Below are 16,056 nucleotides of genomic sequence, written 5' to 3' on the forward strand. Positions count from 1 at the left end.
ATTCTCAATTCATACTTCATAATTCTCACTTCTTACTTCATAAATCATACTTGTTGGGGTTTCCGTTTTGCTTTAGTTTTTCCACTTTTACCAATACTTCTGATTCGAGTTGTTGCTTGTAGGCGGTTACTTTATTACCAATAGCGCTGTCAAAAGCACCGATCATGGTAGCGGCGAGAATACCTGCGTTTTTAGCTGCATTAAGGGCGACCGTTGCTACCGGTATACCATTTGGCATTTGAAGTATGGATAAAACGGAATCCCATCCATCGATGGAATTGGATGATTTGATAGGAACACCTATTACCGGAAGGGACGTGATGGATGCTACCATTCCAGGAAGATGAGCTGCGCCACCTGCTCCTGCTATAATAATCTTCAGTCCTCTTTCTCTTGCGGTTTGCGCATAACTCACCATTCTGAGCGGGGTCCTGTGGGCGGAAACCACGGTCAGTTCATAGGCAATCCCAAATTCTGTTAAGATATCTGCTGCAGCCTGCATAATGGGAAGATCAGAATCGGATCCCATTATGATGCCTACCTGTGGATTTGTTGAAGTTGACATATAGAATGGCGGGTATTTGTTTGCGCAAAGAACCGGAATTTCTAGTATTCAGTCACACCTTTTAAGCGCATTAATTCAATTTCAGCGAGTTTGGCATTGAATCGGGCTGCAATCAGCCGGTTATAACCATCAGCCAGGCTGATCTGTGCTTCTCTTAATTCAAGGTAGGTGCTGACTCCCTGTTTGAATCGTTCAAGTGCAATGAATACATTTTCCTTGGCAAGCAGTATGTTGTCCTCTTCAAGAGCCAGGTTCTTCTTTTGTAACTCATAATCGCGAAATGCATTGTTAATCTGCACATCCAGCAGCGTACGGGTATTATCCAGTAACAATTCCTGCTGCATGATACCGATCCTGGCCTGTTGTTGCAGCCGTTTGGCATTTAAGCCATTCAGTATCGGTAAGGTTACACTAAGTCCGTAATTAAAGCCCAGGTTTCGGTTGAAGAGGGGGGTAAAGTTGTTGATAACAGCCTGGTTGGTCAATCGGTTCAGGTTATAAGCCGAATTGAAACTGACAACAGGATATCTGTCTCCAACACGTTCTTTGAACACCAGTTTGGCAATATCAATGTTTTTGCGGGCCAAAAGCAATTGCGGACTCTGATTTTCCAGATCGGTGCGGATTTCATCCAGCGTAAGATCCTGTCTGATAGGGATGGAATCCACTACTTCATAGACCGCGTTCTTGTCAAAGCCAATCAATTGATTAAGCTGTTCCTTTAATTGTTCGATTAGGGTGTTTTGCTGGTATTGCGAGGCGGTAAATGCATTCAGATCGACTTTGGCCTGTAATAATTCTGGCTTTGCTCCTAGTCCGACACTCAATTTTTTATCAGCCAGTTTCACTCTTTCCTCGCTGATACTCTTTTGTTCGAGTATGGCTTTCAATTGTTGCTTTTGGCGAACAATATTATAGTAATTGCTGATCACCGCTGCCGTTGTGTTCACCACCTGGTTGCGTAACGACAGGATGCCCAGTTTTTCAATTTCGGCTACCCGTTCCCGTGTGGCAAACATTTTGAATCCGTCAAACAGGGTGAGGTTCATATTGAGGGATGCCTGCAGGGTACTCGAACGCAATCCGGAAGTGTCTCTTTTGGAACCATTGGCCAGCTCCTGTTTTTGGGCATTGGTATTCCAGATTTTGGTAGCTGTACCATTGAATCTCGGCAAAAAGGCGGCCCATGCATAATCGTTGTCCAATGCAAAGGAACTGGAGTCGTTTTTCGCCAACCGGATATCATAATTATTCCGGAGTGCCAGGTCAACGGCCGCTTCCACTGTCAGCACCTGCTGTGCCATGCTTTGGTTCAGGGAAAGAATTACAAGTAGTATAAGAAGTAGGCTGCGTGTCATAAAACTGTTCGATTGATCAGGCAGATACCGGAACGGTAATTACCTCATCGAGTTCACTATGCGTTTTTTTCTTGGACGATAAATAGGAGTACATGGCAGGAATCACATAAAGGGTAAGGATCAGTGAAAACATGATACCTCCTGTGATTACAATACCTAATGGAATACGGCTGGTGGAAGCGGCTCCCAGGGAAAGTGCCAGGGGTAAAGCTCCCAGTGCCATAGCCAGACTGGTCATCAGAATGGGGCGCAGCCTGCTTACTGCCGCATCAATTACTGCCGGAGATTTTGCCATTCCCTCCATGCGTTTGTGGTTCGCGAATTCCACAATAAGAATACCATTTTTGGTAACCAGTCCGATCAGCATGATCATCCCGATCTGTGAAAAAATATTAAGGGTCTGGTCAAAGATCCACAAGGCAATCAGCGCTCCGGCTATTGCCAGCGGAACGGTAAACATGATAATGAATGGATCAATAAAACTTTCAAACTGCGCTGCAAGGATCAGGAAAATCAATCCCAATGCCAGCAGGAATGCAAAGCTGGTATTACTTGAGCTTTCCTGGAAATCTCTTGAGGACCCCGATAATGCAGTTGAAAAACTTTCATCCAGTAAGCCATCTGCAATCTTTTCCATTTCTTTAATCCCATCACCGATGGTTTTACCAGGTGCGAGTCCGGCTGATACTGTTGCGGATTTATATCTGTTAAAATGGTAGATGGTTGGTGGGGTGGTTTCCTCTTCAAAGCTTACAATATTATCAAGCGATACTACCTGCCCTGTAGAACTCCGTACATATACAGTTTTTAAATCAGTAGGCTCATCCCGATCGTTTCTGGCCAGCTGCCCGATTACCTGGTATTGTTTACCGTCTTTCGTAAAATAGCCGAGGCGACGATTGCTGAGCGCCAGTTGTAGTGTGGATGATATATCTTCTACTGAAATACCAAGCTGACTTGCCTTAAGACGATCTATATTCAGGCGCAGTTCTGGTTTGTTGAATTTCAAATCGGCATCAACCCCCTGGAATACCGGGCTTCGATTGGCTTCTTCCAGGAATTTCGGAAGTATTTCCCGGATCTTTTCAAAGTTTACATTCTGGATTACAAACTGAACCGGCAATCCACCTCTTCTGTTCACCTGGATGGTCTGCTCCTGGATTGCGAAAGCGCGACCTTCATTAAACCTTCCCAGGTTACGGTTTACCATATCTACAATCTGTTGCTGACTTCGAACTCTCTCATCAGGATCCACGAGCGTCATCCGCAGGAAACCGGTGTTCACTGAACCTGTACCTGAAAAACCGGGAGCTGTAACGGTGATCATTACACGCTTTTCAGGAACTGAATCCAGCATGAAACTTCCGATCCGGTCAATATAGTTATCCATGTAATCAAAGGAAGTTCCTTCGGGTGCCGTTATAGACAAACGGAACTGGCTGCGATCTTCCATTGGAGCCAGTTCAGACTGCATATTGGTGCCAATAAAATAAATGGCTGCAAAACATATTGCAATGATCAGGAAGGCAATCCAGCGTACTCTCATAAACCCGGACAGGGTACGGCGATACAGATTTTCCATTCCCACGAAAAAGGGCTCTGTTTTCCGATAGAACCAGGATGGTTTCTGTGATTTTCGGGTGAGCTTTACGTTTAGTACAGGTGTGAGTGTTAGTGATACAAATGCCGATATTAATACCGCCCCTGCCACAACAATTCCAAATTCACGGAAGAGTCGTCCAACAAACCCTTCCAGGAAAACGATCGGCAGGAATACCACGGCGAGTGTAATGGAGGTCGCAATTACTGCAAAGTATATTTCTTTTGAGCCTTCCTTTGCAGCCTGCCATTTATCCATGCCCTTCTCCATTTTTTTGAAGATATTTTCTGTTACCACAATACCATCATCCACCACCAGGCCGGTTGCCAGTACAATTGCCAGCAGGGTCAGTACATTGATGGTAAATCCAAAAAGGTACATAATGAAAAAGGCTCCTATCAATGACACAGGGATATCAATCAGCGGTCGGATGGCTATGATCCAGTCGCGGAAAAAGAAATAAATAATCAATACCACCAAAACAAAGGCAATGATCAGGGTTTCTTCTACTTCCAGTATGGAGCGCTTGATAAATTTCGTCTGATCCAGTGCGATGTCAAGAGAAATGTCCTCCGGCACATCTTTTTTGATCTGTTCATAGCGTTTGTAGAACTCATCACTGATGGCTACATAGTTTGAACCTGGCTGAGGCACAAGGGCCAGGGCAATCATTGGGATAGTACTTTCTTTCAGCACGGTTTCTTCATTCTCAGGTCCCAATACGGCTTCACCAATATCTTTCAGTTTGATATCGGAGCCTGCCACGTTTTTAATAATGATATTATTGAATTCTTCTTCGGTATTGAGTAAGCCGAAGGTTCGTACGGAAAGTTCAGTAGCATTACCGGATATTTTTCCGGAGGGTAATTCAATGTTTTGGGTTCTTAAAGCGGTCTGTACATCCCCTGGAGTTAATCCATAGGCTGATAATTTAGCCGGATCGAACCAGATCCGCATGGCATACCGTTTCTCACCCCAGATCTGTATTCCACTTACACCCGGAATGGTTTGAAGTCGCTCCAGCAGGTTATTGGTGGCATACTCTGTTACCTGTAACTGGTTGCGCGTATTACTCTGAACGGTCATGGAGATGATTACATCGGAGCTGGCGTCTGCTTTGGACACAACCGGGGGGGCATCCAGATCATCTGGTAGAGATCGAACTGCTTGTGAAACCTTATCCCGAACATCATTGGCGGCAGCTTCGAGGTCGATGGATAAATCAAACTCAACGGTAATATTGGAAGTGCCCTGGCTACTGCTGGAAGTAATATTTTTTACACCGGCAATACCATTCACGGCTTTTTCCAGGGGCTCTGTAATCTGGGATTCTATGATGTCTGCGTTGGCTCCGGGGTAAGAGGTTCGAACGTTAACAACAGGGGGATCAATCGCCGGGTAATCCCGAACCCCCAGAAATTTATAACCGATCAATCCGAAAACGATGATCACCACATTCATTACGATGGCCAGAACCGGCCGCCGTAAACTCAGTTCGGATATATTCATGGCTGCTTAATTAAGTTTGGATATGGCAATTTTGGCTTCCGGTTTAATGGAAAGCAGGCCGGTTGTTACAATAGTATCTCCCGCTTTCAATCCTTCTATGATTTGTACATAACTGCTATCTCTTACTCCGGTTGTTACGGTTTCAAATACGGCAGTTCCATCCCGGTAAACAATCACTTTTTTGAATCTCGCCTGGGGTATTACAGCCTGGGTTGGGATCATCAGCGCATTGTTGTCTTTTCCGAAATCCAGTTGCACTTTAGCGAATGCACCTGGTATCAATTGGGGTGCCTTACCCAGCACTACAGCACGGATGCGAAGGCTTCTGCTGTCTTCCATAACTGCTTCTTCAGTTGCCAGCACTTTTGCCGGGATCGTTTTGTCCAGTCCTTCTATGCTGAATCGTACCATCGAGCCTGCTTTAATGCGGCTACTGTATTTTTCCGGTACAGTGAATTCCAGTTTCAATTCATTTTCCTGGCGGATATTGGTGATCAGTGTGGCTGGTGTTACATAGGCACCCAGACTCACATTGCGCAATCCAAGGCGACCAGAGAAAGGGGCCCGGATTTCTGTTTTTTCAATGGAGGTACGGATTAACTCCATATCTGCTTTGATGTTATTTACCTGCAGTACACTGAGGTCATATTCCTGCTTGCTGATACCATCTATTTTTAAGAGTTCTGCCTGGCGACTGGCAGTTTGTTCGTAGATATTTAACTGCACCTGTAATTTTTTTAATTGAGCCTGAAGATCATCATCATACAGTTTAACCAGCAAAGTACCCTTGCCGACCTGTTGCCCTTCCCGGATATTCAATTGGGTTACTCTTCCGGAAACCTCAGGCCTTAATTCTGTTGCTTCATAGGGCATCAGGGTACCTGGAACTTCCAGTTTCTCACTTACGGATCCGGGTTTGAGAATGAACGCCTCTACTTTAATCACTTGGGATGGCCGTGCCGATGTTCCTGCAGCAGGAGGGGCAATTTTTTTCTTGTCATCTGATTTACAGGAATTCAACCCTCCAATAAGACCGGAGAGAAGTAAAAAAGTGAACACACTGGATATTGATCGCATGAATTTTCCCTGATTTAATGTTGGGTCAATGGTAAAATTAACAGATAAATCCTGCCTAATGTTGGCAGGCTTTTCAGAAGTCGTCAAATCACTACAGTTTCCTATTTTCTTGGGATGAACGGTGATTAATCAGGATGATTGGAAAAGACAGATTAGGAATGACTTTTAACTCTTCACCTTTAAAATGCGTTTGATCTGGTGGGCTTTCCTTACGAGGTCATGCCTGTCCTTACCAAGTACAGTAACATGTCCCATTTTTCTACCTGGCTTCGTTTGTTTTTTACCATAGAGGTGAACATACACATCCTCCATATTTAATACTTCCTCCAATCCTTCATAGTTTACGTCTCCTGAATAACCGGGTTCACCAATCAAATTGACCAGGGAAGAGGGCAGCAGTGCAGTGGTAGATCCAAGTGGAAAATCTAACAGGATCCGCCATAACATATCATACTGGGAGGAGGAATGGGCTTCAATAGTGTGATGACCGCTGTTATGCACCCTTGGCGCTGCTTCATTTACCAGTACTTCTCCGTCTTTGTCTATAAAGAGTTCAATTGCAAACAAACCCGGAGATTCAAGTGCTTTCACCAGTTTCAGTGCAATGGCCTCCACTCTCCAGAGTGTTTTGTCTTCCAGGTCTGCCGGAGCAATCTGGTAATCCAGCAAATTCAGATTGGGATCGAATACCATTTCAACAGGGGGGTAGATGGCTTGCTCTCCTTTATTATTGATGGCTACCAGCACTGCAATTTCCTTTTCAATGGCCACTTTTTTTTCTAATACACTGGGTGCATCGAAGGCAAGTTCAAATTCCTCAAATGAATGGAGTAATTGAACTCCTTTTCCGTCGTATCCGCCTTCGCCCAGTTTTTGTGCAGCCGGTAAAAATTCCAAATGGGATTTGAGCGCTTCTTTATTGGCCACCGTTACAAATGCGGCAGTAGGAATGCCATTGGCCTGGTAAAATTCTTTCTGTGTTATTTTATTCTTGATGGTTCTCAGCGCGGACGGCTTCGGAATCACTTTTACACCTTCTTTTTCTAACTGTTCCAGCGCATCCACGTTTACGGATTCAATTTCGATGGTAATTGCATCCAGTTGTTTGCCAAATTGGTATACATCATCAAAGGAGCGAATATTTCCGGTTACAAAATGATGGCAGAGATGAGCAGCAGGGCAGGTGGGATCGTTTTCCATTACCCATGTTTCGACCGGATAATTAGCCGCTTCCTGTAACAACATTCTTCCCAATTGTCCGCCTCCAAGTATTCCAACTTTTTTCATGGCGCAAAAATAATGATTCCGCTGCCTGCAGGTTCAGGATTCTTATATTTGTACCATGACTCCGGATTATCCACATAAACTGTTTTCCGATCACCGGCAGCAGTACTGTCTGCTGATGGAGTCATTGGCGATGGATTCAACTTCACTGGTTTAAGTTTTCGACAGGTCCGGATTCCCGGCCCCAATTCTTCATTTCTTTTAATTACCCGCAAAATGAACCAGGTATTATCCAAACTTCAGCAGCATGCTGCAACTGATTTTCTTCCCTTGCAGGGAACGGATTATGTAGAATTTTATGTAGGGAACGCCAAACAGGCCGCTCATTTTTACAAGACCGCCTTTGGGTTCCAGAGCCTGGCCTACGCAGGCCCGGAAACCGGGGTAAAGGACCGTGCGAGTTATGCAGTGCGGCAACATAAACTAACTTTCGTATTTACCACCCCTCTTCGTCCTGATAATGCAATCGCCGATCATATTTATCGTCATGGGGATGGAGTTAAAATGCTTGCGCTTCGGGTCGAGGATGCCACAAAAGCATGGAATGAAACCACATTGCGGGGCGCAGACTCCTATATGGAACCACAGCGTCTGACAGATGAATACGGCGAACTGATTATGAGCGGGATTAAAACCTATGGGGATACAGTTCACCTTTTTATAGAGCGCAACAACTATTCAGGACCTTTTCTTCCGGGTTACCGGGCCTGGAAATCGGAATATAATCCCACTGAAACCGGGCTTTTATATGTTGACCACTGCGTCGGAAATGTGGGCTGGAACCAGATGGAAAAATGGGTTGGATTTTATGAAAATGTAATGGGCTTCCGTAATATTCTGAGTTTTGATGACAAGGATATTTCAACAGAATATTCTGCTTTGATGAGCAAGGTGATGTCTAACGGAAACGGATATGTGAAATTCCCCATAAATGAACCCGCAGAGGGTAAGAAAAAAAGCCAGGTGGAAGAATTCCTGGATTTTTACAATGGAGAAGGATGCCAGCATGTGGCCCTAGCTACCAATAATATTATTGAAACGGTTACGGCATTGCAGCAAAGAGGAGTGGAGTTTTTGAAAGTGCCTGGGTCTTATTACGATGAATTATTGGATCGGGTGGGACAAATAGATGAAGAACTGGCACCCTTACGCAAGCTGGGCATCCTGGTAGATCGTGACGAGGAAGGGTATTTATTGCAGATCTTCACCAAACCGGTGGAGGATCGACCCACCCTGTTTTTTGAGATCATTCAGCGAAAAGGAGCAAAAAGTTTTGGAAAGGGAAATTTCAAAGCCTTGTTCGAAGCTATTGAACGGGAGCAGGAAAAAAGAGGTAATTTATAATAAACATCCCCGGAACAGCGTTTCCGGGGATTATTTTATAGCTTTCTTATCAATTGTTTGTACTATTTTAGTGCTGTTCTGATCAACTATGAAAAAAATCAGCATCACCCTATTGATCCTTAGCTGGGTACTTGCTGGATTCTCGCAAACTGCCTACAATGCCAGTTTTGCAGATTACCAGCGAAACTTTCCCCGCCTCCATGATATCCTTCGCAAAAAAGAAGACAGTCTTCGTCGACAGTTTATGGAAAAGGGATTGTCCTGGCCAGCCAAATATATTTACCTGCGTTCCTTCAAATATGACAGCCAGCTCGAAGTATGGGTTAAAAACGATAAAAAAGAACCTTTCCAGCTGTTTAAAACCTACAAGGTTTGTGCCATGGCAGGCACATTAGGCCCCAAACGGATGGAGGGTGATTACCAGGTACCAGAAGGATTCTATTACATCAATGAATTTAATCCACGCAGTGTTTACCATTTATCGCTGGGCTTAAATTATCCCAACGCATCGGATCGCTACCTGAGTGATGCCATTCAGCCAGGTGGAGACATCTATATTCATGGCAGTTGTGTTACTACAGGTTGTATCCCGATTACCGATTCCCAGATCGAAGAGTTGTATGCACTGGCTACTTATGCCAAATCATCCGGGCAGGACTTCATTCCGGTTCATATATTCCCAGTACGCTTCAATGTAAAAAAGAGTGCAGATTATTTGGGCAGATATGTGCGTGATTTTGCAGATTATGCTCATCTCGCCAACAGTTTGAAGGAAGTGTTTTATTATTTCGAAAAACACAAACAATTGCCGCTGATCATGGTGAATAACCGTGGCAGTTATGTGCTGGATGAAGAAGTGAGAAATGCCTTACCCAGTGCTGAAAAAAAGGTACTGCCTCCGCCAGTGGTTAAAAAGAAACGCAAGCTTACCGAATTTGATGAATCAGAAATTCCCACTACCGTTCATAAATTACCGGAGTTTCCCGGTGGTTCGGATGCCTTCCGGCAATACCTAAGGGATTTGAATAAAAAACTGGGCCCCTATCTTAACGATGACCAGCATACTGCGTATGTATTGGTGGAATTCATCGTAACTGCAAAAGGCAAGGTTTTAAACCCACGCATCATCCGTGGTGGCAATGATTTGCTCAATGAACACCTGCTGGATGCCCTTGAAGAAATGTCCGATTGGTTACCTGCGGTCCGCGAAGGTAAATCGGTACCAATGAAACTGAAGCAGACAATCGTAATTGAAAATAAGTTGCCAGGGGTACAGGTTGGAAGCTAATGGAAGTGTGAAGTATGAAGTGAGAACTTAGAAGTAAGAATTTAGAAGTGTGATTGGGGATAATCTAATTTGAATAGTCCATTTGATGGCAAAAGGGGTGCGGCAGCTATTACCGGAATTGGTTTGGGGCATACTTTCTATCTTATTGACCTTTCTACTAACCAGAATCTTAATCGGTAGTTTTGTTTTTGCGGGTACAATAGATATCCACTTGCATGATACTTATTATGTAGTTCAAAGATGGCTATTGCTGATGCCTTTGTTTTTTTTCACTACTTTTTCATTATTTATCATCAAAACAAGCATCCGGAAATTTTCTTCCACTTATAATTATTGGATACTATTAACTTCCGGAATTTTCCTGGTGTGGTCATTAGGTTTCCTCATAAATAAACTATCACAGGTTGCAACAACAGGTTGGTCCGTATATCCGCCGTTAACTGAATCTGGACAGCAACATTTTCCAGTTCCGCAACCAGACCCAATATCCCAAACCCTAACCAATTTTTTGCTACTGGTTCAGCTGCTGATTCTGATCACAACTGTATTCTTTGCGTACCGACTTGGTACATCCGCTCAAAAACAATAAAAGATTGTCTCCCGTTTCCTTTGTCTCCATTCTTCCTTTGCTCCATTCCTCCACTCCTCCATCTTCCATTCCTCCATTCTCACGTCTCACGTCTCACTTCTAAAAAGCCCCTGCACTGTCTCTGTTGTTTCCTGTTTCAGTACCAATTTTTTTCCGGCACTTAGTTTTTCGAAAAGCTCTGGTATAAAGTGACGTATGGTAAGCAGCGACAACCCTTTTTCTACGGTAACTTCAAACTGGCCCGCTGCTGAATGTGCCAGTTCATCCATTTTTTCCGGGTTATCATCCAGCACGCAGGTAAAACTGATGGCTCCATTCTGTGTCATATTGGGCCGAAGCGATAAATGAGCAAATGTTTGATACAACTGTGCAACGGGTTGTTCTCCAACAAAGGAGAAATCTTTTGATTTAAATTGAAGGAGTACCTGATTTTCTTTCCATACAATGATGGGTGGCAGATCTTTCACCGGCTTGTTGTGAATGAGGGTGCCAGGCAAACTGGTATCAAGAAAACACTTTACCTGTAACGGGATACTTTTGTTCTGAAGCGGCTTGATGGTTTTCGGGTGTATTACCTGGGCTCCATAATAGGCCATTTCAATTACTTCCGTATAATTTAGAGTGGAGATGAGTTGTGCATCCGGAAAGCATTTGGGATCTGCATTCATTACACCTGCAACATCTTTCCAAATGGTTTGTGCACTGGCATCCAGCAGGTTTGCGAATACAGCAGCACTATAGTCACTTCCTTCCCGACCAAGGGTGGTGCTTTCGTTTTCATCCGTTGAGCCAATGAATCCCTGCGTAAGTACAATGCTGGTTTTACTGAACAAGGGATTAACCACCTGATTAACTTTAAGAGCACTGTATTCCCAATCGATATTTGCATCACGGAAATTGTCATCCGTGCGAAGTACATCTCTCACATCCAGCCATTGGTTAAGAATGCCGGCTTCATTCAGAAAGGCGCTGACAATAGCCGTAGAGAGCAGTTCGCCAATACAAACAATCTGATCGTAATAGTAATCGAATGATTGCACCGGCTGATCATGCAGCAGCCATTCCACTTCTGTAAAAAAATTCGTAAGCTGTTCTTCACAGGCAGCATATCCGGTATTTAGTAAATCACCGGCCGTTTGCAGGTGTTGCTGCTTTATTTCCTGAAATAATTGCAGGGCGGCATCTCTATTGACATCATAAAATGCATGGGCTACCTTTTCCAGGGCATTGGTGGTTTTACCCATTGCAGAAATAACTACCAAAAGTTGCTGATCCCTGAATTGATGAAAAATAGGGACCAGGGCACGGATTCGTTCAGTGGTACTGACACTGGCTCCCCCGAATTTAAATACCTGCATGAAAACTGGAAATTTTGCCAAAGATAACAGCGTTGGGTCAGTTAAATCCTTCTATTTTTGTTGCACGACAAACGACTGCTACCATGCTAACTGTAAACAGACAGGTCCTTACCCTGGACGAATTCACCATCCAGCAATTACGTAATTTTCCACAGGCCACCGGCCAGCTTAGTAACCTGCTTCGTGATATTGGATTAGCCGCCAAACGGATCAATGTGGAAGTAAACAAAGCCGGACTCGTAGACATCCTTGGTAATAACGGAAGCGTAAATGTTCAGGGAGAAGAAGTGAAAAAACTTGATGTTTTTGCTAATAACCAGATGATGGGTGTACTGCGCCACGGGATCAGTTGTGCCGGTATCGGTAGTGAGGAAATGGATGATGTGGTGGTGTTTGATGACGAGGTCAGTAATCAATCCAAATATGTGGTATTATACGATCCGCTGGATGGCAGCAGCAATATTGATGTAAATGTTTCTATCGGTACCATATTTTCTGTTTTTCGACGCACCAGCGAAGTAGGTAAACCCTGTACCCAGGCTGATTTCATCCAGAAAGGCATTCACCAGGTAGCGGCAGGTTATATTATTTATGGAAGCAGTACCATGCTGGTTTACGCTACCAGGCGAGGAGTAAATGGCTTTACGCTTGATCCTTCCATTGGAGAATTCTGTTTAAGCCACCCGGATATGAAATGTCCTGCTGATGGCCAGATATACTCAGTCAATCACGGTAATTACTTTCAATATGAAGAAGGTGTGAGGCAATATATCACCCGGTGTCAGCAAAAGAATGAAACTAACGGTGGACCTTATACGCAGCGATACATCGGCAGTATGGTAAGCGATGTACATAGAAATCTCATTAAGGGCGGGATCTTTATGTATCCGGGCACTCTCAAAAAACCGGAAGGTAAGTTGCGGTTGATGTATGAATGCAATCCCTTTGCGTTTATCCTGGAAGTGGCAGGTGGCAAGGCTACAGATGGTAAAAACAGGATCCTCGAATTGCAACCGGAGGGGCTGCACCAGCGATCCCCTTTCTTTGCCGGCAGCAGTAACATGATGGCTGAACTGGAGGGCTGCATGGCGGGATAATAATTATTATCTTTAGCCTTGTAAGCAATCTGCGAATATGGTGAAATCTGTTATCCGGATCTTTTTCCTCTTTTTGATTGCCGTAGGCATTTCCTGCAAAACAAATCCCGGTATTAAAACTGAAAAGACAGGTGGCGGCGCTACCGCAACAGTTTCAGCAAGTTCTCTTGAGCAGGATATTCTTAAGGAAGTAAATGATTACCGGAAGAAAAAAGGTTTGCCTGCTTTGAAGGCGAATTCGGTAATCGCAACAGAAGCGAGTGTGCACAGCCAGGCGATGGCGCGCAAGCAGGTAGCATTCGGCCATGGTGGTTATGGGGCGAGGGTAAAACGAATCAGCCAGCGCCTGGAAGGAATCGTAGGATCTGCAGAAAATGTGGCGGTAGGAAACATGAGTGCAGCAGAAGTAGTGAAAAGATGGATCAATAGTCCGACACACCGGAAAAATATTGAAGGTCCCTACAACCTGACCGGCATCGGTGTTTCAAAAGACGTTACGGGTCGCTTCTACTATACCCAACTTTTCATCCGTAAATAATTCCCACTTCATAAATCATACTTCATAATTCACACTTCATATCATGCGTTATCCTATCGGTCATTTCGAGCCAGTGCCTTATTCTGAAAAAAAATTTCAGGAATGGATTACTGATATTAAATATCTCCCGCAACTACTGGAAAATGCTGTTCTGAATCTGGATGCAGCTCAATTACATACACCCTACCGGGAAGGAGGATGGACTCTTCACCAGGTGGTACACCATGTAGCCGATAGTCATATGAATGCAATCATCCGGTTTAAGCTGGCCTTAACGGAAGAGCAACCAACTATTAAACCTTACGATGAAGAAGCCTGGGCCAAATTGCCGGATGTGGAAGCACTGCCGGTGAATATATCACTTACACTCCTGCATGCGCTTCACAGTCGCTGGTATGAACTGATAAAGGGATTAGACGAAACAACCCTGATGAATCGATCAGTCATACACCCCGAACATGGTAAGGTGATGAATTGCTGGCATCTATTGGGTATGTATAGCTGGCACGGCCGGCACCATGTGGCACATATTACCAGTCTTAGGGAAAGAATGGGCTGGTAGTCAACGGCAACTGACCGATTTACTGTTTCTTTGTTCTATGAAATGGAAGACTCTCGAATCTGAATACATCAGTGAACATATTTATTTCACAGCCCGGCGAGATCGCTGTCAACGGGAAGATGGTGCGATCATAGATCCCTATTTTGTAGTGGAGATGCCAACTTCCGCTACAGCCCTGGCACTGACTGCAGACAACAAAGTATTACTGGTGAATCAATACCGGCATCCAATTAAAAAAGTGGTGCTTGAATTCCCCGGAGGCTTCGTAGATCCCGGCGAAGATTTTGCCACAGCCATGCACCGTGAATTGCTGGAAGAAACAGGTTATCGTTTTGATAAGGTAGAATGGGTTGGAAGAGTGGCCGCCAACCCGGGAGTGCTCACCAATTATACGGAATTATTCCTGGCAACCGGTGGAGTAAAAACACAGGAACAACAACTGGATCACAATGAAGAAATCGAAGTGCTGGAGATGCCTATGGAAGAGTTCCTGGAAAAAGTCAGGAAGCAGGAACTGGTGCAGGCATTACATGTTAGCTGCCTGTTTTTTGCCCTTCTCAAATCTGGAAAACTGGCTTTTACCGGTTGACTTCACCAATTACAAAAACACTGCCGCATACCAGGATCAGATCCCGTTTATCAGCTGCTGCTTTTGCCGCTGCGATAGCCAGGTTTACATTCGGGTAGGCATTCCCGGAAAGCTGAAAGCCGGCAGCCTTTATTCTAAGTTCTTCAACAGGCAAGGCCCTGGGAATCTGGGCCTGGGTAAAATAGTAGGTAGCAGTATTAGGTAGGAGAGACAATACTTTGGAAACATCCTTGTCCTTTACCATGCCAATAACCAGGTGCAGGTGGTGAAAATTGCACAGTTCAAGTTGTTTCAGAATTGCCCGTATACCATCTTCATTATGGGCAACATCCAGTACGAGGTCGGGCGACTGATCAATCAATTCCCAACGACCATGGAGGCCCGTCAGCTGCTTCACATGCACAAGTGCCTCCCTTAACACCCCTGCAGGAATTTTCCATCCCAGCTGCTTCAGCAATTCAACAGCCTGTAAAACGGTGCAGATGTTTTTTAACTGATAATATCCGGGCAAATCCAATTCCAGGTGCAGGGCATCCTGTGCAGTTCGGTGTCTCACGGTAACCTGTAAACGATGGTTGCTAAAATTCCATTCCACCATTTCCTGTTCCTCTTCTGCAAAATGAATCCGTGCCTGCTTTGCTTGGGCCGCCTGCTCAAATACCGGCCGCGTTTCCGCCAGTGCTTCCCCAATTACAACTGGAATCCCTGTTTTGATAATGCCTGCTTTTTCCCAAGCAATAGTAGGCAGATCGTTGCCCAGGATATGCATATGATCCCATCCAATATTGGTAATTATGGATAATTCCGGGATGATGATATTGGTGCTGTCCAGTCTTCCCCCCAACCCGGTTTCAATAACTGCGATGTCTACCTGTTCTTCCGCAAACCACTGAAATGCCATGGCTACGGTTATTTCAAAGAAAGAAGGCTCGATTGCATCCATGAGGGGGATGTAAGCTTCTGTAAGCTCAATCACCCGTTGTTCCGGAATCATCTGACCATTGATGCGGATACGCTCCCGAAAATCTCTCAGATGCGGGGATGTGTACAAACCTGTTTTATAACCGGCTTTCTGCAAAATAGCAGCCAGCATATGACTGGTGGAGCCTTTGCCATTCGTACCGGCAATATGAATGCTTTTGAATTTAGTATGTGGGTTTCCGTTAGCCTGTTCCAGCGCACGGATATTGTGCAGGTCTTTTTTAAGCGCACCTGCTCCCTGTTTGCTGAACATGGGCAGCCGGCTGTACAGAAAATCAATGGTTTCCGCGTAGTTCATCCCTGCAAAACTAGGAGTT

The 16,056-nt window shown here is 44.6% G+C and carries 15 protein-coding genes; 6 read left to right on the forward strand and 9 right to left on the reverse strand.

Annotated elements, in window-relative coordinates:
• Positions 1–37: 37 nt before the first annotated feature.
• The 6 genes from purE to L0U88_RS20890 all read right to left on the reverse strand — a co-directional run bounded on the left by purE (position 38) and on the right by L0U88_RS20890 (position 7,521).
• The gene (gene purE / locus L0U88_RS09730; RefSeq protein ID WP_234865855.1) at positions 38–565 is read right to left on the reverse strand and encodes a 5-(carboxyamino)imidazole ribonucleotide mutase; all 528 of its coding nucleotides are present in this window, start codon (positions 563–565) and stop codon (positions 38–40) included.
• A gap of 41 nt (positions 566–606) precedes the next feature.
• Positions 607–1,923: a TolC family protein gene (locus tag L0U88_RS09735; RefSeq protein WP_234865856.1), complete on the reverse strand. Its 1,317-nt coding sequence runs from the start codon at positions 1,921–1,923 to the stop codon at positions 607–609.
• A gap of 16 nt (positions 1,924–1,939) precedes the next feature.
• Positions 1,940–5,032, reverse strand: a complete 3,093-nt coding sequence (locus L0U88_RS09740; RefSeq protein ID WP_234865857.1) for an efflux RND transporter permease subunit — start codon at positions 5,030–5,032, stop codon at positions 1,940–1,942.
• Positions 5,033–5,038: 6 nt separating this feature from the next.
• On the reverse strand, positions 5,039–6,109 hold the full coding sequence (locus tag L0U88_RS09745; RefSeq protein WP_234865858.1) for an efflux RND transporter periplasmic adaptor subunit: 1,071 nt from the start codon (positions 6,107–6,109) through the stop codon (positions 5,039–5,041).
• Between the two features lie 165 nt (positions 6,110–6,274).
• Positions 6,275–7,396 carry a 5-(carboxyamino)imidazole ribonucleotide synthase gene (locus tag L0U88_RS09750; protein WP_234865859.1) on the reverse strand — a complete coding sequence of 374 codons (1,122 nt, stop codon included), beginning with the start codon at positions 7,394–7,396 and terminating at the stop codon, positions 6,275–6,277.
• On the reverse strand, positions 7,393–7,521 hold the full coding sequence (locus L0U88_RS20890) for a hypothetical protein (protein WP_255723013.1): 129 nt from the start codon (positions 7,519–7,521) through the stop codon (positions 7,393–7,395). The genes L0U88_RS09750 and L0U88_RS20890 overlap by 4 nt, the downstream gene beginning before the upstream one ends.
• Positions 7,522–7,609: 88 nt before the next feature.
• Between L0U88_RS20890 and hppD the strand changes: the two genes are divergently transcribed.
• Both hppD and L0U88_RS09760 read left to right on the forward strand, forming a co-directional pair.
• The gene (gene hppD / locus L0U88_RS09755; protein ID WP_234865860.1) at positions 7,610–8,737 is read left to right on the forward strand and encodes a 4-hydroxyphenylpyruvate dioxygenase; all 1,128 of its coding nucleotides are present in this window, start codon (positions 7,610–7,612) and stop codon (positions 8,735–8,737) included.
• Positions 8,738–8,825: 88 nt separating this feature from the next.
• Positions 8,826–10,025 (forward strand): L,D-transpeptidase family protein, encoded by a 1,200-nt coding sequence (locus L0U88_RS09760; protein WP_234865861.1) that lies wholly within the window; start codon positions 8,826–8,828, stop codon positions 10,023–10,025.
• A 511-nt stretch (positions 10,026–10,536) separates the two neighbouring features.
• Here the strand turns inward: L0U88_RS09760 and L0U88_RS09765 are convergent.
• Positions 10,537–10,704 (reverse strand): hypothetical protein, encoded by a 168-nt coding sequence (locus L0U88_RS09765; protein ID WP_234865862.1) that lies wholly within the window; start codon positions 10,702–10,704, stop codon positions 10,537–10,539.
• Positions 10,701–11,972, reverse strand: coding sequence for an aspartate kinase (locus tag L0U88_RS09770; protein ID WP_234865863.1), 1,272 nt, complete (start codon positions 11,970–11,972; stop codon positions 10,701–10,703). Before L0U88_RS09770 ends, L0U88_RS09765 begins: the two co-directional genes overlap by 4 nt.
• Before the next feature lie 14 nt (positions 11,973–11,986).
• Here L0U88_RS09770 and fbp point away from each other — a divergent pair, with 14 nt between their 5' ends.
• Genes fbp through L0U88_RS09790 form a run of 4 tightly spaced genes read left to right on the forward strand, consistent with a single transcriptional unit; the run spans position 11,987 to position 14,758 of the window.
• The gene (gene fbp, locus L0U88_RS09775; RefSeq protein ID WP_234865864.1) at positions 11,987–13,069 is read left to right on the forward strand and encodes a class 1 fructose-bisphosphatase; all 1,083 of its coding nucleotides are present in this window, start codon (positions 11,987–11,989) and stop codon (positions 13,067–13,069) included.
• Between the two features lie 37 nt (positions 13,070–13,106).
• Positions 13,107–13,607: a CAP domain-containing protein gene (locus L0U88_RS09780; RefSeq protein ID WP_234865865.1), complete on the forward strand. Its 501-nt coding sequence runs from the start codon at positions 13,107–13,109 to the stop codon at positions 13,605–13,607.
• Between the two features lie 43 nt (positions 13,608–13,650).
• A complete protein-coding gene (locus tag L0U88_RS09785; RefSeq protein WP_234865866.1) occupies positions 13,651–14,169 on the forward strand; it encodes a YfiT family bacillithiol transferase in 519 nt (172 codons plus the stop codon).
• 37 nt (positions 14,170–14,206) lie between these two features.
• Entirely contained in the window at positions 14,207–14,758 is a 552-nt protein-coding gene (locus tag L0U88_RS09790; RefSeq protein WP_234865867.1) for an NUDIX hydrolase, read from the forward strand.
• Here L0U88_RS09790 and L0U88_RS09795 read toward each other — a convergent pair.
• Positions 14,748–16,037, reverse strand: a complete 1,290-nt coding sequence (locus tag L0U88_RS09795; protein ID WP_234865868.1) for a bifunctional folylpolyglutamate synthase/dihydrofolate synthase — start codon at positions 16,035–16,037, stop codon at positions 14,748–14,750. The genes L0U88_RS09790 and L0U88_RS09795 overlap by 11 nt on opposite strands.
• Positions 16,038–16,056 lie beyond the last annotated feature (19 nt).

Origin of the sequence: Flavihumibacter fluminis (assembly GCF_021491375.1) — a bacterium.
Classification (GTDB): domain Bacteria; phylum Bacteroidota; class Bacteroidia; order Chitinophagales; family Chitinophagaceae; genus Flavihumibacter; species Flavihumibacter fluminis.

Bases quoted from the DNA above. Each gene is read 5' to 3' on its own strand.
- L0U88_RS09790 (WP_234865867.1), top strand. From the start codon at position 14,207: ATGAAATGGAAGACTCTCGAATCTGAATACATCAGTGAACATATTTAT.
- L0U88_RS09780 (WP_234865865.1), top strand. From the start codon at position 13,107: ATGGTGAAATCTGTTATCCGGATCTTTTTCCTCTTTTTGATTGCCGTA.
- purE (WP_234865855.1), bottom strand. From the start codon at position 565: ATGTCAACTTCAACAAATCCACAGGTAGGCATCATAATGGGATCCGAT.
- hppD (WP_234865860.1), top strand. From the start codon at position 7,610: ATGAACCAGGTATTATCCAAACTTCAGCAGCATGCTGCAACTGATTTT.
- L0U88_RS20890 (WP_255723013.1), bottom strand. From the start codon at position 7,521: ATGACTCCATCAGCAGACAGTACTGCTGCCGGTGATCGGAAAACAGTT.
- L0U88_RS09795 (WP_234865868.1), bottom strand. From the start codon at position 16,037: ATGAACTACGCGGAAACCATTGATTTTCTGTACAGCCGGCTGCCCATG.
- L0U88_RS09745 (WP_234865858.1), bottom strand. From the start codon at position 6,109: ATGCGATCAATATCCAGTGTGTTCACTTTTTTACTTCTCTCCGGTCTT.
- L0U88_RS09760 (WP_234865861.1), top strand. From the start codon at position 8,826: ATGAAAAAAATCAGCATCACCCTATTGATCCTTAGCTGGGTACTTGCT.
- L0U88_RS09785 (WP_234865866.1), top strand. From the start codon at position 13,651: ATGCGTTATCCTATCGGTCATTTCGAGCCAGTGCCTTATTCTGAAAAA.
- L0U88_RS09740 (WP_234865857.1), bottom strand. From the start codon at position 5,032: ATGAATATATCCGAACTGAGTTTACGGCGGCCGGTTCTGGCCATCGTA.
- L0U88_RS09735 (WP_234865856.1), bottom strand. From the start codon at position 1,923: ATGACACGCAGCCTACTTCTTATACTACTTGTAATTCTTTCCCTGAAC.
- L0U88_RS09770 (WP_234865863.1), bottom strand. From the start codon at position 11,972: ATGCAGGTATTTAAATTCGGGGGAGCCAGTGTCAGTACCACTGAACGA.
- L0U88_RS09750 (WP_234865859.1), bottom strand. From the start codon at position 7,396: ATGAAAAAAGTTGGAATACTTGGAGGCGGACAATTGGGAAGAATGTTG.